The organism is Kitasatospora sp. NPDC093550 (genome assembly GCF_044764985.1).
Taxonomy (GTDB): domain Bacteria; phylum Actinomycetota; class Actinomycetes; order Streptomycetales; family Streptomycetaceae; genus Kitasatospora.
This window is the reverse complement of the sequence record NZ_JBIWJF010000008.1, coordinates 170,134-194,737: the sequence shown is the minus strand read 5'-3', so window position 1 is coordinate 194,737 and position 24,604 is coordinate 170,134. Positions and strand designations below refer to the sequence as shown.

The 24,604-nt window shown below is 73.7% G+C and carries 22 protein-coding genes and 3 tRNA genes; 12 read left to right on the top strand and 13 right to left on the bottom strand.

What is annotated here, in order from left to right; translation table 11 throughout:
* Positions 1–52 precede the first annotated feature (52 nt).
* The 4 genes from ACIRD3_RS15380 (at position 53) to fabF (ending at position 3,801) form a co-directional block, all read left to right on the top strand.
* Entirely contained in the window at positions 53–1,003 is a 951-nt protein-coding gene (locus tag ACIRD3_RS15380; protein ID WP_402215958.1) for an ACP S-malonyltransferase, read from the top strand.
* On the top strand, positions 1,000–2,031 hold the full coding sequence (locus tag ACIRD3_RS15375; RefSeq protein ID WP_402215955.1) for a beta-ketoacyl-ACP synthase III: 1,032 nt from the start codon (positions 1,000–1,002) through the stop codon (positions 2,029–2,031). The genes ACIRD3_RS15380 and ACIRD3_RS15375 overlap by 4 nt, the downstream gene beginning before the upstream one ends.
* Before the next feature lie 79 nt (positions 2,032–2,110).
* On the top strand, positions 2,111–2,353 hold the full coding sequence (locus tag ACIRD3_RS15370; protein ID WP_402215953.1) for an acyl carrier protein: 243 nt from the start codon (positions 2,111–2,113) through the stop codon (positions 2,351–2,353).
* A 182-nt stretch (positions 2,354–2,535) separates the two neighbouring features.
* Positions 2,536–3,801 carry a beta-ketoacyl-ACP synthase II gene (gene fabF / locus ACIRD3_RS15365; protein ID WP_402215950.1) on the top strand — a complete coding sequence of 422 codons (1,266 nt, stop codon included), beginning with the start codon at positions 2,536–2,538 and terminating at the stop codon, positions 3,799–3,801.
* 76 nt (positions 3,802–3,877) lie between these two features.
* On the opposite strand, the gene ACIRD3_RS15360 is transcribed toward fabF, so the two are convergent.
* Positions 3,878–4,372, bottom strand: coding sequence for a DUF3145 domain-containing protein (locus ACIRD3_RS15360; protein WP_188296478.1), 495 nt, complete (start codon positions 4,370–4,372; stop codon positions 3,878–3,880).
* A gap of 365 nt (positions 4,373–4,737) precedes the next feature.
* Positions 4,738–5,763, bottom strand: coding sequence for an NADP-dependent oxidoreductase (locus ACIRD3_RS15355; protein ID WP_402215947.1), 1,026 nt, complete (start codon positions 5,761–5,763; stop codon positions 4,738–4,740).
* A 101-nt stretch (positions 5,764–5,864) separates the two neighbouring features.
* On the opposite strand from ACIRD3_RS15355, the gene ACIRD3_RS15350 reads away from it, so the two are divergent.
* Both ACIRD3_RS15350 and ACIRD3_RS15345 read left to right on the top strand, forming a co-directional pair.
* Entirely contained in the window at positions 5,865–6,329 is a 465-nt protein-coding gene (locus ACIRD3_RS15350) for a MarR family winged helix-turn-helix transcriptional regulator (RefSeq protein ID WP_402215946.1), read from the top strand.
* 119 nt (positions 6,330–6,448) lie between these two features.
* Positions 6,449–7,975 (top strand): LCP family protein, encoded by a 1,527-nt coding sequence (locus tag ACIRD3_RS15345; RefSeq protein ID WP_402215943.1) that lies wholly within the window; start codon positions 6,449–6,451, stop codon positions 7,973–7,975.
* A 30-nt stretch (positions 7,976–8,005) separates the two neighbouring features.
* Here the strand turns inward: ACIRD3_RS15345 and ACIRD3_RS15340 are convergent, their stop codons facing one another.
* From ACIRD3_RS15340 to ACIRD3_RS15320, 5 genes are all read right to left on the bottom strand, one after another.
* Positions 8,006–8,938 (bottom strand): 1-aminocyclopropane-1-carboxylate deaminase/D-cysteine desulfhydrase, encoded by a 933-nt coding sequence (locus ACIRD3_RS15340; protein WP_402215940.1) that lies wholly within the window; start codon positions 8,936–8,938, stop codon positions 8,006–8,008.
* 109 nt (positions 8,939–9,047) lie between these two features.
* Positions 9,048–9,677 carry a GPP34 family phosphoprotein gene (locus ACIRD3_RS15335; RefSeq protein WP_402215937.1) on the bottom strand — a complete coding sequence of 210 codons (630 nt, stop codon included), beginning with the start codon at positions 9,675–9,677 and terminating at the stop codon, positions 9,048–9,050.
* Between the two features lie 51 nt (positions 9,678–9,728).
* Positions 9,729–10,001, bottom strand: coding sequence for a hypothetical protein (locus ACIRD3_RS15330; protein ID WP_402215934.1), 273 nt, complete (start codon positions 9,999–10,001; stop codon positions 9,729–9,731).
* Positions 10,002–10,010: 9 nt separating this feature from the next.
* Positions 10,011–10,958 (bottom strand): SPFH domain-containing protein, encoded by a 948-nt coding sequence (locus ACIRD3_RS15325; RefSeq protein ID WP_402215933.1) that lies wholly within the window; start codon positions 10,956–10,958, stop codon positions 10,011–10,013.
* Between the two features lie 284 nt (positions 10,959–11,242).
* Positions 11,243–11,316: transfer RNA gene (locus tag ACIRD3_RS15320), tRNA-Ile, on the bottom strand.
* Positions 11,317–11,507: 191 nt separating this feature from the next.
* Here ACIRD3_RS15320 and ACIRD3_RS15315 point away from each other — a divergent pair.
* Both ACIRD3_RS15315 and ACIRD3_RS15310 read left to right on the top strand, forming a co-directional pair.
* On the top strand, positions 11,508–12,401 hold the full coding sequence (locus ACIRD3_RS15315) for a trypsin-like serine peptidase (RefSeq protein WP_402215931.1): 894 nt from the start codon (positions 11,508–11,510) through the stop codon (positions 12,399–12,401).
* Positions 12,402–12,520: 119 nt separating this feature from the next.
* Positions 12,521–13,267, top strand: a complete 747-nt coding sequence (locus ACIRD3_RS15310) for a trypsin-like serine peptidase (protein ID WP_402215928.1) — start codon at positions 12,521–12,523, stop codon at positions 13,265–13,267.
* A 125-nt stretch (positions 13,268–13,392) separates the two neighbouring features.
* On the opposite strand, the gene ACIRD3_RS15305 is transcribed toward ACIRD3_RS15310, so the two are convergent.
* Positions 13,393–13,465, bottom strand: a tRNA-Asn gene (locus ACIRD3_RS15305).
* Between the two features lie 62 nt (positions 13,466–13,527).
* A tRNA-Asn gene (locus tag ACIRD3_RS15300) sits at positions 13,528–13,600 on the bottom strand.
* Positions 13,601–13,852: 252 nt separating this feature from the next.
* Between ACIRD3_RS15300 and ACIRD3_RS15295 the strand changes: the two genes are divergently transcribed.
* From ACIRD3_RS15295 to ACIRD3_RS15280, 4 genes are all read left to right on the top strand, one after another.
* A complete protein-coding gene (locus ACIRD3_RS15295; protein ID WP_402216355.1) occupies positions 13,853–14,149 on the top strand; it encodes a hypothetical protein in 297 nt (98 codons plus the stop codon).
* A 107-nt stretch (positions 14,150–14,256) separates the two neighbouring features.
* The gene (locus ACIRD3_RS15290) at positions 14,257–15,693 is read left to right on the top strand and encodes an FGGY family carbohydrate kinase (protein WP_402215925.1); all 1,437 of its coding nucleotides are present in this window, start codon (positions 14,257–14,259) and stop codon (positions 15,691–15,693) included.
* Positions 15,694–15,835: 142 nt separating this feature from the next.
* Positions 15,836–17,239 carry a glutamate decarboxylase gene (locus tag ACIRD3_RS15285; protein ID WP_402215922.1) on the top strand — a complete coding sequence of 468 codons (1,404 nt, stop codon included), beginning with the start codon at positions 15,836–15,838 and terminating at the stop codon, positions 17,237–17,239.
* Between the two features lie 408 nt (positions 17,240–17,647).
* A complete protein-coding gene (locus ACIRD3_RS15280; protein WP_402215920.1) occupies positions 17,648–18,808 on the top strand; it encodes a DUF2690 domain-containing protein in 1,161 nt (386 codons plus the stop codon).
* A gap of 3 nt (positions 18,809–18,811) precedes the next feature.
* Here the strand turns inward: ACIRD3_RS15280 and ACIRD3_RS15275 are convergent, their stop codons facing one another.
* The 4 genes from ACIRD3_RS15275 to ACIRD3_RS15260 all read right to left on the bottom strand — a co-directional run bounded on the left by ACIRD3_RS15275 (position 18,812) and on the right by ACIRD3_RS15260 (position 24,604).
* Positions 18,812–20,044: an RNA polymerase sigma factor gene (locus tag ACIRD3_RS15275; protein ID WP_402215918.1), complete on the bottom strand. Its 1,233-nt coding sequence runs from the start codon at positions 20,042–20,044 to the stop codon at positions 18,812–18,814.
* Positions 20,045–20,177: 133 nt separating this feature from the next.
* Positions 20,178–22,091 (bottom strand): DNA primase, encoded by a 1,914-nt coding sequence (gene dnaG / locus ACIRD3_RS15270; protein WP_402215915.1) that lies wholly within the window; start codon positions 22,089–22,091, stop codon positions 20,178–20,180.
* A 43-nt stretch (positions 22,092–22,134) separates the two neighbouring features.
* On the bottom strand, positions 22,135–23,442 hold the full coding sequence (locus ACIRD3_RS15265) for a deoxyguanosinetriphosphate triphosphohydrolase (protein WP_402215913.1): 1,308 nt from the start codon (positions 23,440–23,442) through the stop codon (positions 22,135–22,137).
* 163 nt (positions 23,443–23,605) lie between these two features.
* Positions 23,606–24,604 carry an SGNH/GDSL hydrolase family protein gene (locus ACIRD3_RS15260; RefSeq protein ID WP_402215910.1) on the bottom strand — a complete coding sequence of 333 codons (999 nt, stop codon included), beginning with the start codon at positions 24,602–24,604 and terminating at the stop codon, positions 23,606–23,608.

Genomic DNA, 24,604 nt, shown 5'->3' with positions numbered 1-24,604 from the left:
TCGTTACCGTCGCCTACCCGCCCCTGGGCGCCTGGCGAGAGAGGGTTGAACCGTGCTCGTAATCGTCGCCCCTGGACAGGGTGCCCAGTCCCCCGGTTTCCTCAGCCCCTGGTTGGAGCTCGACGGTGTCGCCGACCGCCTGCGCGGCTGGTCGGAGGTCGCCGGGCTCGACCTGGTGCACGCCGGTACCGAGGCGTCCGCCGAGGAGATCAAGGACACCGCCGTCGCCCAGCCGCTGCTGGTCGCGGCCGGTCTGGTGACCGCCCGGGCGCTGTTCCCGGACGAGGACGCCGCCCGCAAGCTGGTCGGCGCCGTCGCCGGCCACAGCGTCGGTGAGATCACCGCCGCCGCCGGCGCCGGGGTGCTCAGCGCCCACGACGCCCTGACCTTCGTCCGTGAGCGCGGCCGGGCCATGGCCGCGGCCGCCGCCGTCACCGAGACCGGCATGATCGCCGTGCTCGGCGGCGACGCCGAGGTCGTCGCGGCGAAGCTGGCCGAGCACGGCCTGACCGCGGCCAACAACAACGGCGGCGGCCAGATCGTCGCGGCCGGCACGCTGGCCCAGCTGGAGGCGCTGAAGGCGGACCCGCCGGCCGGCGCCAAGCTGATCGCCCTGAAGGTGGCCGGCGCGTTCCACACCGAGCACATGGCCCCCGGGGTCGAGCGGCTGGCCGAGCTGGCCCCGACCCTGACCACCGCCGATCCGCTGGTCCGCTACGTCTCCAACAAGGACGGCGAGGTCGTGGACTCCGGTGCCGAGGTGCTCGCGCGCCTGGTGTCGCAGGTGTCCAACCCGGTCCGCTGGGACCTCTGCATGGAGACCCTCGGGCAGCTGGGCGCGACGGCCGTGATCGAGCTGTCCCCCGCGGGCACCCTCACCGGGCTGCTCAAGCGCAACCTCAAGGGTGTGGCCACGCTCGCCCTCAAGACCCCCGCCGACCTGGACAGGGCCCGCGAGCTCGTCGCGGAGCACGGCGGTCAGGACCAGGAGCTCACCGCATGACCAAGCCCCAGATCCGTCCCGCCTCGGGTGCGCAGTACTCGCGCATCCACGGCGTCGGCGGCTACCGCCCGGTCCGGGTGATTCCCAACGCCGAGGTCCTGGAGTGGATCGACTCCTCGGACGAGTGGATCCGCACCCGCAGCGGCATCACCGAGCGCCGCTGGGCCGGCCCGGAGGAGTCCGTCGCCGAGATGTCGGTGCAGGCCGCCGGAAAGGCCATCGCCCACGCCGGGATCTCCCCGGAGCAGATCGGTGGCGTGATCGTCGCGACCGTCTCGCACCTCAAGCAGACCCCCGCGATCGCCACCGAGATCGCCGAGCGGCTCGGCTGCGGCACGGCCCCGGCCTTCGACATCTCGGCCGCCTGCGCCGGCTTCGGCTACGGCCTGGGCCTGGCGGACGGCATGATCCGCGGCGGCAACGCCGAGTACGTGCTGGTGATCGGCGTCGAGCGGCTCAGCGACCTGACCGACCAGTCGGACCGCTCGACCGCGTTCATCTTCGGCGACGGCGCCGGCGCCGCGATCGTCGGCCCGTCCGACACCCCCGGCATCGGCAAGCTGATCTGGGGTTCGGACGGCTCGCAGGCCGACGTGATCACCCAGACCGAGGCCTGGGACACCGCGTTCGCCAAGCCCGAGGCCATCAACGGCCCGGGTGAGGAGACCAAGTGGCCGCACCTGCGGATGGACGGCCAGCCGGTCTTCCGCTGGGCGGTCTGGGAGATGGCCAAGGTCGCCCAGCAGGCGCTGGACGCCGCCGGGGTGACCGCCGACCAGCTCGGCGCGTTCATCCCGCACCAGGCCAACATGCGGATCACCGACGCCATGATCAAGGCGCTCAAGCTGCCGGAGTCGGTGCCCGTCGCCCGCGACATCGCGGAGACGGGCAACACCTCCGCGGCCTCCATCCCGCTGGCGATGGAGCGCATGCTGGAGAGCGGCGAGGCCCACAGCGGCGACCTGGCGCTGATCATCGGGTTCGGGGCGGGTCTCGTGTACGCCGCGGCAGTCGTTACGCTCCCCTAGGCGCGTTTCGCCCACTGATAAACAAGCCTGTGCCCGGCCGCCGGCCGGACACGTTCAACACTGAAGAGGAGCAGCCAGTATGGCTACCAAGGACGAGGTCCTGGATGGTCTCGCGGAGATCGTCAACGAGATCGCCGGTATCCCGACCGAGGATGTCGCGCTCGACAAGTCCTTCACCGATGACCTGGACGTCGACTCGCTGTCCATGGTCGAGGTCGTCGTGGCCGCCGAGGAGCGCTTCGACGTCAAGATCCCGGACGACGAGGTGAAGAACCTGAAGACCGTGGGCGACGCGGTGGACTACATCCTCGCCAACGCCTGAGCGATCGCATCGTTCGACTCGGCCAGCCCGTCCGGCGTCCCGCACGCCACCGACGGCTGACCCGTCGGCCCGGCTCCCCGAGCCGGGTCGACCAGCCGGCCGGGACGCCCCAACCGGGGCGCCCGGCCGGGCCCGTCCTCGGCTCCCGCCGACCCCCGCACACGTGAGAGAAGAAGAAACCAGTGACCGCTGAAAACCGCACCGTGGTCGTCACGGGTATCGGCGCCTTCACGCCGCTGGGCGCCGACGCCGCCAGCACCTGGGAGAGCCTGGTCGCCGGGAAGTCCGGTGTGGCGGCCCTGACCGAGGAGTGGGCCGAGGAGCTGCCGGTGAAGATCGCCGCGCGCACCGCCGTCGAGCCCGGCGAGATCCTGCCCCGCCCGCTGGCCCGCAAGCTGGACCGCTCGGCCCAGTTCGCCCTGATCGCGGCCCGGGAGGCCTGGGCCGACGCCGGCTACGAGACCCCCGCCACCGACGAGTCCTCCAAGCTCGCCCCCGAGCGCCTCGGCACCGTGATCGCCTCGGGCATCGGCGGCGTCACCACCCTCCTGGACCAGTACGACGTGCTGCGCGAGAAGGGTGCCCGCAAGGTCTCCCCGCACACCGTCCCGATGCTGATGCCCAACTCCCCGGCGGCCAACGTCGGCCTGGAGGTCGGCGCCCGCGCGGGTGTGCACACCCCCGTCTCCGCCTGCGCCTCCGGCGCCGAGGCGATCGGCTACGCGATCGAGATGATCCGCACCGGCCGCGCCGACGTCGTGGTGGCCGGCGGCACCGAGGCGGCGATCCACCCGCTGCCGATCGCCGCGTTCGCCAGCATGATGGCGATGTCCAAGAACAACGACGACCCGCAGCGCGCCTCCCGCCCGTACGACAAGGCCCGCGACGGCTTCGTGCTGGGCGAGGGCGCCGGCGTGGTGGTCCTGGAGTCGATCGAGCACGCCGAGGCGCGCGGCGCCCGCATCTACTGCGAGGCCGTGGGCCAGGGCCTGTCCTCGGACGCCCACCACATCGCCCAGCCCGAGCCGACCGGCGCCGGCGTGGCCCGCGCGCTGGCCGACCTGTTCGAGCGCAACGAGCTGGACAAGGCCGAGATCGTGCACGTCAACGCGCACGCCACCTCGACCCCGCAGGGTGACACCGCCGAGCTGAAGGCGCTCCGCAAGGAGCTCGGCGACGACCTCGACCACATCGCCGTCTCGGCCACCAAGTCGATGACCGGCCACCTGCTGGGCGGCGCCGGCGGCATCGAGACCGTCGCCACCGTGCTGGCCCTGCACCACCGGCTCGCCCCGCCGACCATCAACGTCGACGACCTGGACGACGACGTGGACGCGGACATCGTGCGCGACGAGGCCCGCAAGCTGCCCGAGGGCCGGATCGCGGCGCTGAACAACTCGTTCGGCTTCGGCGGCCACAACGTGGTGCTGGCCTTCCGCACCCGCTGAGGCCACCCGCCCGGCACGACCGACGAAGGGGCCGGCGCTCTCCGTGAGCGCCGGCCCCTTCGTCGTGTCTCCGGTGTCAGACCACCTGGTGCAGCCAGCGCACCGGCGCGCCCTCGCCCGCGTACCGGAACGGCTCCAGCTCGTCGTCCCAGGGCTTGCCGAGCAGCCGGGCGATCTCGGCCTCCAGGTCGGCCCCCTCGCTGCGGGCGCGCAGCAGGACGGCGCGCAGCCGGTCCTCGGGGATCAGGATGTCGCCGTGGATGCCGGTGACGGCGTGGAAGATGCCGAGCGAGGGCGTGCTGCTGTAGCGCTCGCCCTCCGCCGTGGCGCAGGGTTCACTGGTGACCTCGTACCGCATCAGCTGCCAGCCGCGCAGGGCGGAGGCGAGCTTCGAGGCCGTACCGGGCTCCCCCTGCCAGGAGAGTTCGGCACGCCAATGCCCGGGTGCGGCCGGCTGGCGGATCCAGTCCAGGCTCACCCGCACACCGAGCACCCCCGCGACGGCCCACTCGACGTGCGGGCACAGCGCGCGGGGCGCGGAGTGGATGTAGAGAACTCCACGTGTCGTCACCGGGACCTCCAGGCTGTGGACGAGGGTCGCCTTCCCCAGCTGCCTCGTGCCTGCAGTTGATCCACAGTTACCCACGTTAGCCGACATTAAGCCACTAAATTGAGCAAAACGGACAGGCTTTCGCTCAATGCTAGTCGAATCCGCAACGGGGTCTACCCCTCGGTGGGATCTCTCCCCCGAACGGCCCCATCGCCGGGCGGGACCACCGTACCGCGCCGCCCCGCACGATGGCTGACGCACTTTCGGATCCGGCCGGAATGCGGTAGTGCGAGCGGACGCCCCGCGCCCGACTGCGAACCTTCCTGTGACGAACCGCCCCGCGCGCCCGGTCGGGCGGCGGGGCGGTCAGCGCTCCTGACGAATCGTCAGCCCTCCAGGCGGATGACCATCTTGCCGGTGTTGACACCGCGCAGCAGGCCGAGGAAGGCGTCCACCGCGCTGTCGATGCCCTCGGTCACCGTCTCGCGGTACTTGAGCTCACCCGAGCGCACCCAGGCCGAGACCTCCTCGACGAACTTCGGCTGCAGGTCGTAGTGGTCGCCGACGAGCAGGCCCTCCATGCGGAAGCGCTTGGCGATGATCTGCGCCAGGTTGCGCGGGGCCGGCGTGGGCTCGGTGGCGTTGTACTGCGAGATCATGCCGCACACCGCGATCCGGCCGTGCAGGTTGATCGCCTCGATCGCCGCCTCCAGGTGCTCGCCGCCCACGTTGTCGAAGTACACGTCGATGCCGTCGGGGGCCGCCGCCTGCAGCTGCTCGACCACCGGGCCGTTCTTGTAGTTGAACGCGGCGTCGAACCCGTACTCCTCCACGAGGAGCTTGACCTTGTCGTCCGAGCCGGCGGAGCCGATCACCCGGGCCGCGCCCTTCAGCTTGGCGATCTGGCCGACGATGCCGCCCACGGCGCCGGCCGCGCCGGAGACGAACACCACGTCGCCGGCCTTGATCTCCGCGATCCGGGTCAGCCCGGCGTACGCGGTCAGCCCCGGCATGCCGAGCACGCCGAGGTAGGTGGAGAGCGGCGCGGCCTGCGGGTCGACCTTGACGGCCGTCCCGGCGTCGAAGGTCGCGTACTCGCGCCAGCCGTAGTAGTGCAGCACGTAGTCGCCCTCGGCGAAGCCCTCGGCCCGCGAGGCGACCACCTGGCCGACCGCACCGCCCAGCATGGCCTTGCCCAGCTCATAGGGCTCCGCGTAGGACTTGCGGGCCGACATCCGGCCGCGCATGTACGGGTCCACCGAGAGGTAGACGTTGCGGACCAGGATCTCGCCCGGGCCCGGGGTCCGGACCGGGGCCTCGACCAGGGCGAAGTCGCTCGGCACCGGCCAGCCCTCCGGGCGGGCGGCGAGGTGCCATTCACGGGCGGTCGCGGGGGTGGCCTGCTCTGCCATGGGGCGCTCCTTGCGATTCAGGCGCATGAAAGGTTGAGAAACTGAAGTAACGATGGACATAAAAGGTTCACCTTGTCAACTTTTCAGGTAGACTCTGGCGCATGGACACTCAGCCGGCCCAGGACGCCACGCCGCAGCCCGACGAGATCACCCGCGAGGTCGTCGACCTGATGGCCAACCTGGTCGCGCTCTTCCACCGCGAGTACGAGGAGGCCGCCGCGGCCCGCTCGCTCACCGGCGCCCAGGCGAAGGTGCTCGCGCTGCTGCGGCGCGGGCCGATGCCGATGCGCCAGATCGCCCAGACGCTCAGCTGCGAGCCGTCCAACATCACCGGCATCGTCGACCGGCTGGAGACCCGCGGCTTCGTCACCCGGGAGGCCGACCGGCAGGACCGCCGGGTCAAGCTGGTCGCTGCCACCGACACCGGCTCGGCCGCCTCCGCGGAGCTGCGCGAGTCACTGAACTTCGCCCGCGAGCCGCTGGCGGCGCTCGGCCCGGACGAGCGGACGGTCCTGCGGGACCTGCTCCGGCGGATGCTCGCGGGCGCCTCCGGCCCCGGGGCGTGACCAGCATCACAGGCCCGGCGGGCGATCCGTTCGCCCATCGGGGGTAACCGAACCGCCCCCACGAACGTCTAACGTTCGAATCATCGAACGCGAGAGACGTGAAACGGGGGGCACGGGGGATGAGCACCAGCACGCGTCGGCGCCGCTACCTGCGGACCGCCATCGGCCTGGCCGCCGTTCTGGTGCTGTCGGTCGTGGGAGCCGGGGCCTGGTTCTACCACCGGCTGGACAGCAACATCACCACCTTCGACGCGGGCGGCGTCGCCACCGAGCGGCCGCCGGCGCCCGTCCCGGCCAGCCCGGGCGCCTCGGTGCCGGTCAACGTGCTGCTGCTCGGCTCGGACACCCGCGACGACGGCAACAACGCGCTGGGCGGCGGCGACGAGGGCGTCGGCCACTCGGACACCGCGATCGTGCTGCACGTCTACGCCGACCACAAGCACGCCGTCGGCGTCTCCATCCCCCGCGACACCCTGGTCACCATCCCGTCCTGCCGGCTGCCGAGCGGCACCTGGACGGCCCCCAGGAACGACCAGATGTTCAACTCCGCCTTCACCGTGGGCGAGGCCCCCAAGGGCAACCCGGCCTGCACCCAGAACACCGTGGAGAAGCTCACCGGGCTGCGGATCGACCACACCGTCGTGGTCGACTTCAAGGGTGCGGCCGCGATGGCCGACGCCGTGGGCGGCGTGGAGGCCTGCGTGCCCAACGACGTCAACGAGTACGGCATCCACCTGAAGAAGGGCCTGCAGAAGCTCTCCGGGCAGTCCGCGGTGGACTACCTGCGGGCCCGCCACGGCATCGGCGACAACTCCGACATAGGCCGGATGAAGCGCCAGCAGGCCTTCCTCTCCTCGATGATCAAGAAGGTCCAGAGCCAGGGCTTCTCGCTGCCCACCCTGCTGCCGCTGGCGGACGCGGCCACCAAGTCGCTCACCGTGGACGAGGGCCTGGGCACCGCGATGAAGCTGGTGGACTTCGCCCGCTCGGTGCAGGACATCAAGCTCTCCGACGTCACCTTCGTCACCGCGCCCTGGCGCTTCGCCGGCGACCGGGTCCGGCTGGTCCAGCCGGACGCCGACACCCTCTGGAAGCTGCTGCGCGAGGACCGCACCCTGGACGGGCAGAGCACCGCCGGGACGGGCCAGGTCACCACCTCCCCCAGCGCGACCCCGGGCGCCGGCGCCGACACCCCGCTCACCCCCGAACAGGCCGCGGCGCCGATCACCGTGGTCAACGGGGTCGGCACCCCCGGCCTGGCCGGCTCCGGCTCGGAGACGCTCAAGGGGCGGGGCTTCCGGAACATCACGCTCGGCAGCAACACCCCGGGGCACCAGGTCACCCGGGTCGCGTACGACCCCGCGCTGAAGGCCGCCGCCGACCAGGTGGTGGCGCTCTTCCCCGGCGCCCAGGCGGTCCAGGAGCCCGGCACGGAGTCGATCACCGTCACCCTCGGCGCCGACTACCGGCCGGCCGGCACCCGGATCGACTCGGTGTCCTCCCCGAGCCCGAGGCCCGGCACCGCGACCGACGCCACGCCTGGGGCCACCTCCGGAGCCACGCCGAACGGCGGCGTCCCCACCGGCATAGCGGAGAACACCCGCAACGCCGACACCGACCCGTGCGCCAACCTGACCTTCGGCTGACCGGGACCGGCCCGGCCCCGCGCACCCCGGCTACTCGGGGTCGGGCAGCCCGGTGACCACGGCGGTGAGGCGGGTACCGCGCGGAAAGGCACCCGCCCCGGTGAGCTGGAACAGCGCGGCCAGCAGCTTGGCGACGTAGCGGCGCTCCACCGGGATGCCGTGCCGGCGCTCGAACCGCTCCGCGAAGGCCGCCAGCTCCGCCGGCACCTTGCCGTAGCCGCCGCCGTGGTGCGCGTGGTCGATCCGCCAGCCGTCGAACTCGCGTCCGTACGCGGCCCGGTGGAGCCGGGCGACCTCCGCCTCCAGGTAGCCCTCGCCGCCGCGCAGCACGGCCACGCCGAGCGCCCGCGCGCCCGTCGGCAGGCCCGCCGCGATGCCGGCCAGGGTGCCACCGGTGCCGACCGGGCAGCAGACCACGTCACGCTCGCCCAGGTCGGGCAGCTCGGCCGGGATCGCGGCCGCGCCGACGGCGGCCAGGGCGTTGGAGCCGCCCTCCGGGAGCACCAGGCAGGGGCCCCAGCGGCGCTGCAGTTCGGCCGCGGCCTCCCCGGCGCCCTCCCCGACACCCTCGCCGGCGGCCCGGCCGGTGGCCTCCCGGTACTCGGCCCGGGTCAGGAACTCCAGTCGCATCCCGGCCGCCTCGGCGGCCCGCAGCGACCAGTTGCGAGGCCGCTCGGCCAGCTCCTCGCCGCGGACCAGGCCGACGCTCTCCAGCCCCAGCGCCCCGGCGGCGGCCGCGACCGCCCGCAGGTGGGTCGAGTACGCCCCGCCGAAGGTCAGCAGCCGGGTGTGGCCCCGCTCGACGGCGGCGGCCAGGTTGGGCGCGAGCTTGCGCCACTTGTTGCCGGGCACGGTCGGGTGCAGCAGGTCGTCCCGCTTGAGCCGCAGCTCCACCCCCGCCCGGGCGAGGAACCCGTCGGTGCAGTCCACCAGCGGGGTCGGCAGCAGCGCGGGTTCGAGCATCCGGCCAGCTTACGCGGGCCCCGGACGGCGGGAGCCCGGCCACCGTCAGCGGCGGCCGGGCCTGGTCCTGGTCCTGGTCCTGGTCCTGGTCCTGGTCGGGGCCGTCGGGTCAGCCCGCCCCGCCGTCGGCGCTCTTCGCGTCGATGGCCCGGCGCAGGGCACGCGGGACGGGGCCGGCGGCGGGGGCCAGCTTGTCGATCCGGGCCCGGAACTCGCGGCGCTGGCGCCACGTCAGGGCCGAACCCAACCGGGCGGCGTCGACCAGCGCGACCAGGGCGGCGTCGGCCGGGTCGACCCGGCTGAACGGGCCGCTCAGCGCCGACGCGACACTCGCCGCCAGCGCCTTGCGCATCCGGGGTTCCGGCAGGGTGACCCGCGCGACCGGGAAGAGCCCGAGCACCCGGTGCTCCTCGACCCGGATCCGGCCGGCGGCCGCGAGCCCGTCGCGGACCACCCGCGCCGACGTCGCCCGGCGACCGATCCAGCCCTTCCAGGTGCGCCGGCGTCCCTGACGGATCTGCTCCAGCAGCGCGGCGGAGAGCGGGTCGAGGCCGTCGGCCGAGCCGCCCACGCCGACCGGGTGCCGGCCGTCGTCGCGGATCAGCCCGCGGCGGAGGAGTTCGGTGAGCGCCGCCGCCCGCACCGCCAGGTCGAGGTGGAGGGCGCCGGTGAGCCGCTCGCGCTCGGGGTGGTAGGCCAGCAGGTACAGCTTCTCGGGGAGGGTGGCGGGCAGGTCCATGTCGGTCTCCGGAAGGTCTTTCGCGAAGGTCTTGGCGAGCCCGGCCGCCGGTCAGCTCCCGGTGGAGCCGTCGGGCTCCGAGCCGCCGTCGGCCGGGCTCTCGTCGGCGGGGCTCTCATTGGCGGGGCTCTCCTTGGGCGGGCGTCCGCGCCGGGGAAGCCGGTTCGCACCGCTGGGCATCCGGCCCGCGTCCGTGAGGGCGCGGCGGAGCAGGAACTCGATCTGCGCGTTGGTGCTGCGCAGGTCGTCCGCGGCCCATCTGGCGAGCGCGTCGTGAACTGAAGGGTCCAGTCGCAACAGGATCTTCTTCCGTTCCGTCGCCACTGCCGCGCCTTACTGGTAGAGGGAGCCCGTGTTGACGACGGGCTGGGTGCCGCGGTCGCCGCAGAGCACCACCAGGAGGTTGCTGACCATGGCGGCCTTGCGCTCCTCGTCCAACTCCACCACGTCGCGCTCGGCGAGCCGGTCCAGCGCCTCCTCGACCATACCGACGGCGCCCTCCACGATCAGCCTGCGCGCCGCCACCACGGCCCCGGCCTGCTGACGCTGCAGCATCACCTGGGCGACCTCCGGCGCGTACGCGAGCCGGGTGATCCGGGACTCGACCACCCGCACGCCGGCCGAGGCGACCCGGGCGGAGATCTCCGCGGAGAGCTTGCGGGCGATCTCCTCCGCGCCGTCGCGCAGCGACAACTGCCCCTCGTGGTGGGCGTCGTACGGGTAGCTGGTGGCGATGTGCCGGACGGCCGTCTCGGTCTGGATGGCGACGAAGTCGGTGTAGTCGTCCACCTCGAACACCGCCATCGCGGTGTCCTCGACCTGCCAGACCACCACGGCGGCGATCTCGATCGGGTTCCCGTCCGCGTCGTTGACCTTGGTGGTCTCGGTCTCGTGGTTGCGGATCCGCAGCGAGATGTGCCGACGGCTGGTGAACGGGTTCAGCCAGGTCAGGCCCTCGGCGCGGATGGTGCCCCGGTAGCGCCCGAGCAGCTGCACCACCCGGGCCTGGCCGGGCGAGACCACCGTCAGCCCGCAGAGCAGCAGCACCGAGCCCAGCACCAGGACCGGTCCGGCGGCCATCAGCGCGGCGCCCAACCCCTGGTCGTGCCCGGCCAGTCGGACGCCACCGGCGATGATCGCCCCGACCCCGGCGACCAGGCCGAGCAGCGAGCCGAACAGCACCGGCAGCCCGGCGGCACCGGTGATGACCCGCTCGGTGATCTTGGGGACCGGGAGGTCCAGGACAGGGCCGTCCTCGACGGCGATTTTCGGTGTGGCCATGAGAGCGACTCCTCCAGCGAGCGTCCGCATCGATGGCAAAGTGATATCACTTTTTCCGCGCGGAGCGCCAGGGGTCGACAGCGGGGAGCCGGGCACGCGGAGCAGCGGAACGGAGGCCACGGGGGGACGCCGGGCCGATGACCACGGGCGGGTGAATTCCGGCGCGCCACACGGGAAAGGAGGGGGCCGCGCCCTAGACTCTGCGTCGTCGCAGGCGGCGGAGCTCCGGCTCCGGGGCCTGCCCGCGGACGGTCTGTACGACCCTCGTCCGCGCAACGAGAAGGTGGGGCGGGTGGGACTCGAACCCACGACCAAGGGATTATGAGTCCCCTGCTCTAACCGGCTGAGCTACCGCCCCGGTTCGCCGCGCGCGCCGGTGATCCGCCACGGCAGCAGCAGACGGCCCCTGCGAGGCCGTCCCGGGCAGCATAGCCGGTCGATCACCCGTGGTGCGCGCCGGGGGCGCACCTGGGTGCGCGACCGTGCGCGCCTCTCCCGGCGGCCCAACCCGGGTGGCGGCGGGGCGCCCGCCCGGGGCAGCCTGGGCGGATGACGACACGTAGGGGGACGGCGGCCGGGGTGCCGGCGGTGGCGCTGACGGTGGCGCTGGCGCTGGCGGCGACGGGCTGCACCACGGCGGCGGGGCCCGGCGGGGGCGTGCCGACCGTCACCTCGGCACCGGCCACGGCGGCCGCGTCCGGCTCGGGGGGCGCGACCGGCTCGGGCGACGGCCACGGCTGGAACCGGCAGCGGTTCAAGGGCGCGGTCGGCCGCCACACCGGGGTCACCCGCACCGCCAAGCCCACCGTGCTCAACGGCCTGGTCGGCGCGGTGTTCACCCGCAACGCCGACGGCGACCACTTCTGCACCGCCAGCGTGGTCGACAGCGCCGGGCTCAACCTCATCGTCACCGCCGCGCACTGCGTCTGGGACCCGAAGCTCGGGCGGCGCAGCGACCTGGTCTTCGTCCCCGGCTACCGGGACGGCGAGACCCCCAGCGGCGTCTGGCCACTGCTGGCGGTCACCGTGGACGACGGCTGGAAGGACCACGCCGACCCGGACATGGACGTCGCCTTCGCGGTCGTCCAGGCCCAGAACGGCCGGCAGGTCCAGCAGGTGCTCGGCGCCAACCGACTGGGCGTCAACCGCGGCTACCGGCTCCCGGTGAAGGTCACCGGCTACCCCGGCAGCAGCGACGTCCCGATCACCTGCTCCAACACCACCTCCGAGCAGAGCCCGACCCAGCTGCGGATCGACTGCCCCGACTACACCGGCGGCACCAGCGGCAGCCCCTGGGTCACCGACTTCGACCCGGCCACCAGGACCGGCACCGTGGTCGGCGTGATCGGCGGCTACCAGGAGGGCGGCGACACCCCGGACACCTCGTACAGCAGCTACTTCGGCGACCGCGTGCAGGCGCTGTACGACCGCGCCACCGGCTGACCGGGAGCCGGGCGCGCACCCGGCAGTGGCGCCGCCCGGCACGGCCTGGTAGATCTTCCTCACGAACGGCGGAACGCACCCCTCCCGGTGTCCGCCCCGAGGAACGAGACGGAGCCCCGATGGCCCCCCGCCCGGCACCGACCGCGCGCACGGCACGTACGGCCGCCCTGGCCGCCCTGCTGCTCGCCGTCGGCACCGCCTGCGGCGGGCAGGGCGGGGCGCCCACCGCCGAGGTCGCCCAGCGGAGCCCCGCCCGGGACCGGATCGGCACGCTCTCCATCCACACCGCGCAGGGCCCCCGGGCGTGCACCGCGAGCGTGGTGCAGAGCCCCCGGCACAACCTGCTCGTGACGGCGGCGCACTGCGTGCAGAGCCGCCGGATCGGCCTGCTGGACGGTCTGGTGTTCACCCCGGGCTACCGCAACGGGTCCACCCCGTACGGGACTTGGCCGGTGCAGTCGGTGACCGTCGACCCGCACTGGGCGGCCGACGACGACCCGGAGTACGACGTGGCCTTCGTCACGGTCGGCACGGTCGACGGCCGGCAGGTCGAGGACGCGGTCGGCGGCAACCCGCTCGGCACCGGGCAGGGCTTCGGGCTGTCGGTCTCGGTGACCGGCTACCCGAACGAGAGCGACGAGCCGATCACCTGCTCGGTCCGGACCCGCTCGCAAAGCGCCACCCAGGAGCGCTTCGACTGCGGCGGCTACACCGACGGCACCAGCGGCAGCCCGTGGGTGACCGAGAAGGGCTCGGTGGTCGGCGTGATCGGCGGCTACCAGGAGGGCGGGGAGACCCCGAGCACCTCGTACAGCGTCGCCTTCGACCAGCGGGTCGCCGACCTCTACCGGAAGGCGACCACCTGATTCCGGGCCCCGCCGGGGCGGCGCCACGGCGTGACGCACGCGACACCGTGCGGCGACAACACGAAGGCCCCCCGGTGGACCGGGGGGCCTTCGCTCTGAGCAGTCACCGGGCGGACCCGGTGCAGCTCCCGCAATTGGACTCGAACCAATAACCTGCCGATTAACAGTCGGCTGCTCTGCCAATTGAGCTATGCGGGATCGCGGTACTCGACCTCCGTACCACGGACGGGAACCGAGCCCCCGAAGGGCCTCGTCCCGAGCTCCCCCAATTGGACTCGAACCAATAACCTGCCGATTAACAGTCGGCTGCTCTGCCAATTGAGCTATGGGGGATCGGCTTCCGCCCCGGCCCCCGGGTTTCCCGGGCTCCGCGGCGCTCGCTGCGGGACATACATTAGCGCACTCGGGGGGGTGGTCCGCCAATCGCTTTCCCCGGTCGCCCCGCGGTCGCCCCGCGGTTGCCGCCCGGCGCGCCCGGCGCGCGCCCGGCCCCGCCCCCGGGGATGCTGGGGGCGCGGACGGTTCGCCGTCCCGACGGACGGGTAGGGCAATGCGGCAGAAGGCCGCCAGGAGAGGGTGGATCCGATCATGTGGAAGCTGTCGTTGGCCGCGGGCTTCGCGGCCGGCTACGTGCTGGGCTCGAAGGCCGGACGCGAGCGCTACGAGCAGATCGCCAAGGTCTCCCGGCAGATCGCCCGGAACCCCGCGGTGCAGGGGGCGACCGAACGGGCCCGGCAGCAGGCCGGCGCGGTCGCCGGGAAGGCCGCGGGCGCGGTCGCGGACCGGGTCGGCGACCGGCTGCCGTCGGCCGTCACGGACCGGGTGCCGTACTTCAACCGGGCCCGGACGGAGGACGACGGCTGGGGTACCTTCCGCCCGTGACCGCCCGGTGACGGCACGGCCGAGAACGGCCCGATCCCGGGTCGCGAAGCGGCAACGGCTCACCCGGCCCGGACGCGTCCCGGGCCGGGCTGAGGCATGATCTCGACATGGCCATCGTCGCGGGGATAGACAGCTCGACCAGCCGCACCAGGATCGTCGCGTGCGACGCGGAAACCGGCGCCGTCCTGCGGTCCGGCAAGGCTCCGCACCCCGTCCCCGAGGACCAGGACCTGCGACCCGGCGAGGCCGACCCGCAGGTCTGGCTGCACTCGCTCGGCGACGCCGCGGCCGGCGGCCTGCTGGAGGGCGTCCGGGCGATCGGCGTCAGCGCTCAGCAGCACGGCATGATCGGCCTGGACGCGGGCGGGGTGCAGGTCCGGCCCGCGATCCTGTGGAACGACCCGCGCTCCAGCGGCGCCGCCGCCAAGCTGCTGGACGCCCTCGGCGGCCCGGCCGCCTGGACGGCCGCCATCGGTGCCGTGCCCGCCCCGACGTACACCATCGCCAAGCTGCGCTGGCTGGCCGAGTTCGAGCCGGCCAACGCCCGCCGGGTCGCCGAGGTGCTGCTGCCGCACGACTGGCTGGTCTGGCAGCTGCTCGGCCACCCCAAGCGCCGCACCACCGACCGCGGCGACGCCTCCGGCACCGGCTACTGGTCGCCGATCACCGGCGAGTACCGCCAGGACCTGGTCGAGCTGGCGCTCGGCCACCCGCTCAAGCTCCCGCACGTCCTCGGCCCCGCCGAGCCCGCCGGGCACACCCCCGAGGGCCTGCTGATCTCGGCCGGCACCGGCGACAACATGGCCGCCGCGCTGGGCCTGGGCCTGCGCCCGGGCGACGCGGTGGTCTCGCTCGGCAGCGCCGGGACGATCTTCGCGGTGCACGAGGAGGCCGTGGTGGACGCCTCCGGCCTGGTCTCCTCCTTCGCCGACGCCAGCGGCCGCCACCTGCCGATGGTCGCCACCCTCAACGCCGCCCAGGTCCTGCTCTCCACCGCCGCGATGCTCGGCCAGGACCTGGAGGGCCTGAGCGACCTCGCCCTGCACTCCTCCCCCGGCTCGTACGGGCTGGTGCTGCTGCCGTACCTGGACGGCGAGCGCACTCCCGCGCTGCCGCACGCGGCCGGCACCCTGACCGGCCTGCGGGCCGAGGCGATGACCCCTCAGCACCTGGCCCGGGCCGCCGTCGAGGGCATGCTGTGCAACATCGCGGACGCGCTGGACGTGCTGCGCGCCCGGGGCGTCGGGATCAAGCGGGTCTTCCTGCTCGGCACGGCGGGGCGGCTGCCCGCCGTCCGGCACGTCGCCCCGATGCTGTTCGGCGTCCCGGTCGTGGTGCCGCCGCCGGGCGCGCACGCCGCCCGCGGGGCCGCCCGGCAGGCCGCGTGGGCGCTGGCGGGCACCCCCGAGCCGCCGGAGTGGGAGCTGCCGGACGCCGAGACCGTCGAGCCCGACGGGGAACAGGACCTGGCGATCGGTTCGGCGGTGCGCCAGCAGTACCGGGCCGCCCGGGACCAGATCCACCCGGAGGCGGCGGCCGGCTGACCCCCGGACCACGGCCGCCGCCGGGGCGCCGGCGGCGGCGTCCGGGGTGCTCGCGGCCGCCCCCCGTGAAGATGCGTCACCCGGCGCCCGGTGGCAGCGTGGGACCGGACACGGCCACCGACGCGAAGGGCGGCAGGACGCCATGGCGCTGCACAAGGGGGCCAGCGGCGACCGCCGGCTGAGCATCGGTCCGTTCGCGGCCACGGCCGACCCGCTGGGCGCGATGAAGCTGGCCCCGCCGGTGCACCGGCTCGGCGAGGGCCCGGTGGCCGCCGAGACCGCGTACCAGCTGATCCACGACGAGCTGATGCTGGACGGCAACGCCAAGCTCAACCTGGCGACCTTCGTCACCACATCGATGGAGACCCAGGCGACCCGGCTGATGACCGAGTGCCTCGACAAGAACATGATCGACAAGGACGAGTACCCGCAGACCGCCGAACTGGAGCGGCGCTGCGTGGCGATCCTCGCCGACCTCTGGCACGCCCCCGACCCGGACGCCGCGGTCGGCTGCTCCACCACCGGCTCCAGCGAGGCCTGCATGCTGGCCGGCATGGCGCTCAAGCGCCGCTGGATGCGCCGCAACCCCGAGCGGTACGCGGCCGGGGCCCGTCCCAACCTGGTGATGGGTGTGAACGTGCAGGTGTGCTGGGAGAAGTTCTGCACCTTCTGGGAGATCGAGGCGCGCACCGCGCCGATGGAGGGCGAGCGCTTCCACCTCGACGCCGAGCAGGCGGTCGCGCTGTGCGACGAGGACACCATCGGCGTGGTCGGCATCCTCGGCTCCACCTTCGACGGTTCGTACGAGCCGGTCGCGGAGATCTGCGCGGCCCTGGACGCGTACCAGGAGCGGACCGGGATCAACGTCCCGGTGCACGTGGACGCCGCCTCCGGCGGCATGGTGGCGCCCTTCCTGGACTCCGAGCTGCTCTGGGACTTCCGGCTGCCCAGGGTGGCCTCGATCAACACCTCCGGGCACAAGTACGGCCTGGTCTACCCGGGCGTGGGCTGGGCGCTGTGGCGCGACCGGGAGGCGCTGCCCGAGGAACTGGTCTTCCGGGTCAACTACCTGGGCGGCGAGATGCCGACCTTCGCGCTCAACTTCTCCCGGCCCGGCGCCGAGGTGATCGCCCAGTACTACGTCCTGCTCCGGCTCGGCCGGGAGGGCTTCCGGGCCGTCCAGGGCGCCTGCCGCGAGGTCGCCACCTACCTGGCCGGGAGGATCGGGGAACTGGACTGCTTCCGGCTGCTGACCCGCGGCGACCAGGTGCCGGTGTTCGCCTTCACCACCGACGGGGACGTCCCCTTCGACGTGTTCGACGTCTCGCGACGACTGCGCGAGCGCGGCTGGCAGGTGCCCGCGTACAGCTTCCCGGCGAACCGGGAGGACCTGTCGGTGCTCCGGGTGGTCTGCCGCAACGGCTTCTCCCGGGACCTCGCCGACCTGCTGCTGGCCGACCTCGACCGGCTGCTGCCGGAGCTGCGGCGCCAACCCGTCCCGCTCAAGGAGCTCGGGGTGCCGGCCCGCTCGGGCTTCCACCACTGAGCAGAGGTCATGTGAGGAGGGGTCACGCGAGGAAGAGCCACGGCGGGAGGGCGCGGTGAAGCGCCCTCCCGCCGGACGTCCCGGAACAGCCGGGGCAGCCTCCCCCCGCGAGGCTGCCCCGGCTCCGTGGGGGGAGCCGGGACGGATTTCGGACGAGACGGTCCGTGACCGTCCGGTTTCCGAACGAACCGGCCGAGCGGCTGACCGCTCCGACCAGAGAACTCTGCCCGACCACCACATGGATGTTCGAGCGGCCCCGGGGCTTGTGAGACACTTCCGTCCGTCTCAGCGCCATGACCTGGGGATTGAGACGCCAGGCCGATGAGGTTGGAGACGCGGAGTCACCTGAACGGCCCGGGCCGGAGCCCGTTCCACCGTCCCCGTCCCCCCTTACCTTTGGAAGGCCGCATGGGTTCCGCCTGGAAGAACCTGCCCGAGGAGTTGTCCGAGCCCGCCAGACGTCTGGCCGAGGAACTCCGGGCCATCAAGGACGCCGCCGGGCTCTCGCTGTCCGAGCTCGCCGCCCGCACCCACTACAGCCGCGCCTCCTGGGAGCGCTGGCTGAACGGCAAGCGGGTCGTCACCGACCAGGCGCTGGACGCCCTGATCGGGGCGGTGGAATGCGACGGGCCCGCGCTGCGGGCGCTGTGGGAGCGGGCCGTGGCGGCACCGGGGAGCCCGGGGAGCCCGACCGAGCCGCCGGTGCGGGACTCCGCGGCCGCGGAGCCGGTGTCCGGTGTGCCGTCCCCCGACGGCGCGTCCGCCGACGAGCCGCCCCTGGGTGTGCCGTCCGCCGACGAGCCGTCCGTTGACGAGCCGTCCGTCGGCGAAGCGGACGAGGCGCTGGTGACGGGTCAGGCGCCGGAGCCCGCCCCCGTCGCCCGGTGGCGGCGCCCGGCGGTGCTGGTCTCCGGTGCGGCGGTGCTGGCGGTCCTGCTGGTGCTGGCCGGCCTGCGCGCCACCCGGCACGACGGCAAGCCGACGCCGCTCGCCGCCCCGGCGCCGACCACGGCCCCGACCACACCCCCGGCCCCGGCCCCCGCCAGCACCAGTGCCAGGCCCATCCCGGCCGAGCCGACCTGCCAGGCCGTCGGCTGCGACCACAAGGACCCCAAGTACAGCGCCTGCGGCAAGGACGCCCGCACCCTGTACACCGAGGTCATCGGCAAGGTGGTCATCTACCTCCGGTACAGCCAGAACTGCCGGGCCGCCTGGGCGGCGATCACCGAGGGCGAGCCGGGCGACTTCGCCACGATCATCGACAGCACCGGTGACAGCGAGCAGGGCCTCATCCACTACGGCTACGACAACTACTCGAACATGCTCACGGCGGCGGACCCGGCGGTCGGGTTCCGCGTCTGCGGGCACCAGCCGGCCGGGGACCGCTGCACCCCGGAGATCTACGACCTGGCGGGCGTGGTCGCCTCCACCCCGATCCCGGTCGGCCCCGCCTCCCCGCCACCGGGCACCGGCGCCGGCGCGGTGACGGCCACCCCGGCACCGACGGACACCGCAGCGCCCGCCCCGACGACGGCCGGTTCACCGACAACGCCCGCCCAGCCGGGGTAGCCCCTAGTCGAGGTAGCCGCGCAGCTGTTCGGCGAAGGCGTGGTCGCGGAGCTTGACCAGCGTCTTCGACTCGATCTGGCGGATCCGCTCCCGGGTCACGCCGAACAGCGCGCCGATCTCCTCCAGCGTGCGCGGACGGCCGTCGTCCAGCCCGTAGCGGAGCTGGACGACCTGGCGCTCCCGGTCGCCCAGGGTGGCCAGCACCGCGTCGAGGTGCTGGCGCAGCAGCAGGAAGGTCGCGGACTCGGCGGGCGAGGCGGCGTCGGCGTCCTCGATCAGGTCGCCGAGCGCGACGTCGTCCTCCTCGCCGACCGGGGTGTGCAGCGAGATCGGCTCCTGGGCGAGCCGGAGCAGCTCCCGCACCCGCTCCTCGGTCAGTTCCAGGGCGGCGGCGACCTCGGCCGCCGTGGGCTCCAGCCCGCGCTCCTGCAGCAGCCGCCGCTGGACCCGCACCACCCGGTTGATCAGCTCGACCACGTGGACCGGCACCCGGATCGTCCGGGCCTGGTCGGCCAGTGCCCGGCTCATCGACTGACGGATCCACCAGGTCGCGTACGTGGAGAACTTGTAGCCCCGGGTGTAGTCGAACTTCTCCACCGCCCGGATCAGACCCAGGTTGCCCTCCTGGACCAGGTCCAGCAGGGTCAGCCCGCGGCCGACGTAGCGCTTGGCGACGGAGACGACCAGGCGCAGATTGGCCTCGATCAGCCGGCGCTTGGCGATCCGGCCCCGGACCACCAGGGTGTCCAGCTCGCCCGCCAGCGGGTCCGGCGGGGGCGGGGACCCGTTCAGCCGCTCCTCGGCGAACAGGCCGGCCTCGACCAGGCGCGCCAGCTCGACCTCCTCGGCGGCGGTCAGCAGCCGGATCCGGCCGATCTCCCGCAGGTACTGGCGCAGCAGGTCCGCGGCCGGTCCGCCGCTCTCGGCGGGCTCGGGGCGCGCGTCCGCCGCGGCGTCGTCGGATTCGGCGTCGACGTCGGTCTCGGCCTCGGGATCCCCGTCGGCCTCGGGGGCGCCGTCGACACCGGAGGCGCCGTCGGATCCCGCTTCGGGTTCGAGTCCGGGCTCGGGACCGTCCGGATGGCCCTCCGGCAGGCCCTGGGCGGGGACCCGCGCGCCGTCCGGGGGCGCCGCCCCGGCCCGGCCGTGGTCGGTCTCCTGCTCCCCCGCCGGTTCGGCGGGGACCGCTCTCGTACTGGTGGTGGTCGCTGCGACGAGGCCTTGCTCCACGGGCATCCCCTCGGGGCGGGCGCGACTCTGGCGGACCCGCGCTGAACGGAGGTGGGACGCCCTCCAGTGTGCGGTACGCCACGCTCCGTGGCCGAGACTCGTGCGCCGACTTTCTGTGCGGCGAACTCTCCGGCGCGCCCTACAGCGCCGCGGCACCCCGGCTGCGCAGCTGCTGCCCGTACTGCTGGAGCTGCCACAGCTCGGTCTGCACCGCGTGCAGCTGCTCGGCGTCGGCCCGGGGGCCGAGCCGCTGGAGGTAGCCGCGGACCTCGGTGATCCGGCGGTCGACGGCCAGCAGGCGCAGCTTGACCAGGAACTCCCCCGCGTAGATCGCGTCCGCCTTGCGCAGCGAGCGGACCGGCTCGACGGTCAGTTCGGTGACCAGCGAGCGGACCCGGTCGTCCGGGGCGGCCTCGCGCACCACGCTGGTGAAGTCCGGCAGGGTCGCCCCGTACGCGGCGCCGCCGGCCTTGGCGATGGCCTGCCGGACGGCGGTGTACGGCGGGGTCGGGAACTCGTCCTCGCCGTAGTGGTCGAAGGCCGGGCTGACCAGGTCCGGGTGCTGCAGCGCCAGCTTGAGCAGTTCGCGTTCGACGAACTGGGCCGGGTCGCGCGGGTTGAGGCGGAAGGCGGGCTGCGCGGGGCGGACCGGGGCGACCGGCTGCTCGGTACGCCGCTGCTGGCTGCCGCGGGGGTTCTGCTGCTTCTCGCGCTCCCAGCGGGCCAGCTGCGAGATCCGGCGGACCACGAACTGCTCGTCGCCGGGGTTCACGCCGAGCATGCCGGCCAAGCGGATCGCGTAGCCGTGCCGGATCGACGGGTCCTTGATCTTCGCCACGATCAGGGCCGCCTCCTCCATGGCGGCGGCCTGCCCCTCGGGCGTCTCGACCCGGTGCTTGGACACCGCCGTGCTCAGCGCGAACTCGAACAGCGGGACGGGGTTGTCGATCAGCTGCCGGACCGCCTCGTCGCCCTGGGCCAGGCGCAGCTCGCACGGGTCCATCCCGCCCGGGCTCACCGCGATGGAGGTCTTGGCGGCGAACTTCTGGTCGTCCTCGAAGGCGCGCAGGGCGGCCTTCTGGCCGGCCGCGTCGCCGTCGAAGGTGAAGACCGTCTCGCCCCGGTACTGGGAGGTGTCCATCAGCAGCCGGCGGATGATCTTGATGTGGTCCTCGGCGAACGCGGTGCCGCAGGTGGCCACCGCGGAGGTGACCCCGGCCAGGTGGCAGGCCATCACGTCGGTGTAGCCCTCGACCACCACCGCGCGGCCGGACTTGGCGATCTCCTTCTTCGCCAGGTCGATGCCGTACAGCACGTGGGACTTCTTGTAGATCGGCGTCTCGGGGGTGTTCAGGTACTTGGGCCCGTTGTCGTCCTCGCGCAGGCGGCGGGCGCCGAAGCCGATCACCTCGCCCGCGATGTCCCGGATCGGCCAGACCAGCCGGCCCCGGAAGCGGTCGATCAGGCCGCCGCGCTGGCCCTGCGAGGCCAGACCTCCGAGCAGGATCTCCTTGTCGGTGAAGCCCTTGCCGCGCAGGTAGCGGACCAGGTGCTCCCAGCCGGCCGGGGCGTAGCCGACGCCGAAGGCCTTGGCCGCCTCCTCGTCGAAGCCGCGCTCGGCCAGGAAGCGGCGGCCGATCTCCGCCTCCGGCGAGGCCAGCTGCTCCTGGTAGTAGGCGGCGGCCACCTTGTGCGCCTCGACCAGCCGGGTGCGCTCGCCCTGCTGGTGGCGGGGGCTGTAGCCGCCCTCCTCGTAGCGCAGCGTGATGCCGGCCTGGGCGGCCATCCGCTCGACGGCCTCGGCGAAGGTGAAGTGCTCGATCTTCATCAGGAAGGCGATGGTGTCGCCGTTCTCCTGGCAGCCGAAGCAGTGGAAGACGCCCTTGGCGGGGTTCACGTAGAAGGAGGCGGACTTCTCGTCGTGGAAGGGGCAGACGCCCTTGTACTCGCCGCCGCCACCATTGGTCAGCTGTACGTAATCGCCGACCACCGCGTCGATCGGCAGTGCGCTGCGCACCGCCTGCACGTCTTCGTCCCTGATCCGCCCGGCCACCCCGGAAGTCTACTGGGGCGGCCGGGTTACCGGCCGTCGCGTTTCACGCCCAGGCGGCGCCGACCAGCTTGGTGTGCAGGGCGAGCGCCGAGGCGTCGGTGAGGGTGGCGATCTGGTCGATGACCGTACGCAGGGCGGCGCGGTCGTCCTCCGCCTCGTGGTACATCGCGGCGAACACCGGGTCCAGCCCCTCGGGGGCGCGCTGGGTGAGCACGTACGCCAGCTCGGCGATCACGATCCGCTGGCGGGCCCGCAGCTGGGCCTGCTCGTCGCGCTGCATGACGAAGCGGACGGCGACCGCCTTGAGCACCGCGCACTCCAGCCGGACGTCCCGGGGCACCACCAGCTCGGCCCCGTAGCGGCTCAGCCGGCCGGGGCCGTAGCGGGCCCGGGTGGCCTGCTCGGCGGCCAGGCAGAAGCGGCCGATCAGCTGGCTGGTGAGGTCCTTGAGCCCGGCCCGGGCGCGGGCGGTGCCGTCGTACGAGCGGGGCCACCACTCCTGGCCGAGCAGCCGGTCCAGCGCGGCGGCCAGTTCCTCCGGCTCGGCGTCGCGGGCGTAGCGCTCGGCGACCTTGAAGAGCTCGGCGCGCTCGCTCGGGGCGCGCAGCGCGGCCGGGTCGATGTGGCCGGCCTGGAGGCCGTCCTCGACGTCGTGGGTGGAGTACGCCACGTCGTCGGACCAGTCCATCACGGTGGCCTCGAAGCACTTGCGCCCGGCCGGGGAGCCGGCCCGCAGCCAGCGGAAGACCGGCAGGTCGTCGGCGTAGACGCCGTACTTGGGCGAGGCCGGGTCGGTGGGGTGGGCGCCCTTGGTCCACGGGTACTTGGTGGCGGCGTCGAGCGCGGCGCGGGTCAGGTTGAGGCCGACGCTGCGGCCGGGCCAGGGCGCGAGCCGGGTGGACGGCTCCTCCTGGGGGGCGAAGCGCTTGGGTTCGAGCCTGGTCAGGATGCGCAGGGACTGGGCGTTGCCCTCGAAGCCGCCGCACGCCTCGGCGGCCTGGTCGAGGGCCTCCTCGCCGGTGTGGCCGAAGGGCGGGTGGCCGATGTCGTGGGCCAGGCAGGCGGTCTCCACCAGGTCCGGGTCGCAGCCCAGGGCCGCGCCCAACTCCCGCCCGACCTGGGCGCATTCGAGGGAGTGGGTGAGCCGGGTGCGCGGGAAGTCACTGCGCATCGGGGCGACCACCTGGGTGGTGCCGGCCAGCCGCCGCAGCGCCGCCGAGTGCAGCACCCGGGCGCGGTCGCGCTGGAACGCCGTACGGCCCGGGCGCTTGTCGGGTTCGGGGACCCAGCGGGCCTCGGCGGTGTGGTCGTACGTGATCGGGTCGGCGAGGCGGTGCGTGGTGTCATCCATATGACCCTCACGGTACGCCGCGCCCCCGACACCCGGGGTGTGCCGCGCGCGAAGGGGCGCGGGCCGGGGCGTGAACGCCGCGCGGCACCACGGTGCCCGCTCCGGTGCCCCGGCCCCACCCGGACGGCGCAGCTCCGCGCGCCGCGCCGCCGGCCGCCTCCGCTCAGCCCCTGAGCGCCTTCAGCACGATGCCGGCCACCGCCTCCTGGCCCTTGGCGTTGGGGTGGATCGGTGCCAGGCCGCGCGCCGGGAACGGCGGCTCGACCCAGCGCTGTTCCCCGCCCGCGCACATGTCGTGCCCGGCCGAGGGCCCGGCGGTGTCCACGAACACCGCGCCGGCGGCCTGCGCGCGCTGCCGCAGCATCCCGTTGAGCTGCCGCTCCTTCTCCGCGAGGAAGCCCAGGTCGGGGCCGGCCACCGTGGTGCCGAGCACCGGCAGGCAGCCGGCCGGGTCGGCCGGGAACAGCGTCGGGTAGCCGATCACGTACACCCGGGCCTGCGGGGAGCGCCGTTTGACGTCCTGGAGGACCTTGCCGAGCCGGTCGCCGGCCTCGTCCACCTTGTGCTGGACCCGGTCGGTGCCGTCGTCGGCGGAGTAGTGCTCACGGCAGGGCGAGGCGGCGCGGGTCTGTTTGATCACGCCCTTCACCGCGTCCACCAGGTTGTCCCTGGCGCACTCGACCACGACCTCCGTGAAGCCGGCGTCGTTGCCGCCGATGCCGAGGGTGACCAGCCGGGTGTCCGGGCCCAGCGCGTCCAGTTGGGCCGGGTTGGTGCCGTTGCCGGTGTCCTGCGGCGCGGTGAGGTCCACGGTGGTGGCGCCGGTACAGCTGACGTCCCGGAACTGCCCGGGGGCGACCCCGAGCCCCTTGGCCACCAGGGACGGGTAGTTGGCCCCGGAGCGGGAGCAGCCGCGCGGCTCGCCGGTCTGCGGGGGCAGCTGCATCCCGGCCGTGTACGAGTCGCCGAGCGCGACGTACGGTCCGGTCGGGGGCGGTGTGGGTGTCGTCGACGGGGTCGCGCCGGGCTGGACGCGGCCGGGCACCGCGCCCGCGAAGCCCTTCCCCTGGCTGTCCGAACCGCTGCCGCCGGTGCATCCGGCCAGCAGCAGCGCGGTCAGCCCGGCCGTCACGGCGACGGCCGGGCGTGTGGTCCTCGGCAT